The sequence below is a fragment of the Treponema sp. R6D11 genome, assembly GCF_054786075.1.
Map to the genome: position 1 here is coordinate 1 of NZ_BDHD01001278.1, position 342 is coordinate 342.

The 342-nt window shown below is 47.1% G+C and carries 1 pseudogene; it reads right to left on the reverse strand.

The annotated features are described in order from the left end of the window. Nucleotides 1-145: 145 nt before the first annotated feature. Nucleotides 146-342: pseudogene (locus tag ACYVTD_RS18430) on the reverse strand (S1C family serine protease); the annotation flags it as partial.

Consider the following 342-nt stretch of genomic DNA (forward strand, 5'->3'; position numbering starts at 1 on the left):
ACATAGCCGCCGTAAACGATCGCGTCCATCTGGCATTTTTCGCCGTTAAACGGGCGGAATTGGATAAAGGTATTTTGGTCGCTCCTTAAAAATATCCTGATCAGCGTTCCTTCCCCCGTGCTTTTCTTCCGGGTGATCATCCACGAACCTTGCTCGCCCTGTCTATCACATGGTTGTTGGTAACGACATAGCCCCTAGTATCAATGATCGAGCCTGAACCCGATCCGCCTTCCTGAGGAACAGGCTCCAGAAACCAGTTTATAGCCATAACTTCGGTGGTAATATTTACAACCGCCGAATTAAGATTTTCATATATAGAAATATTAACGCGCTCGTCTTCCG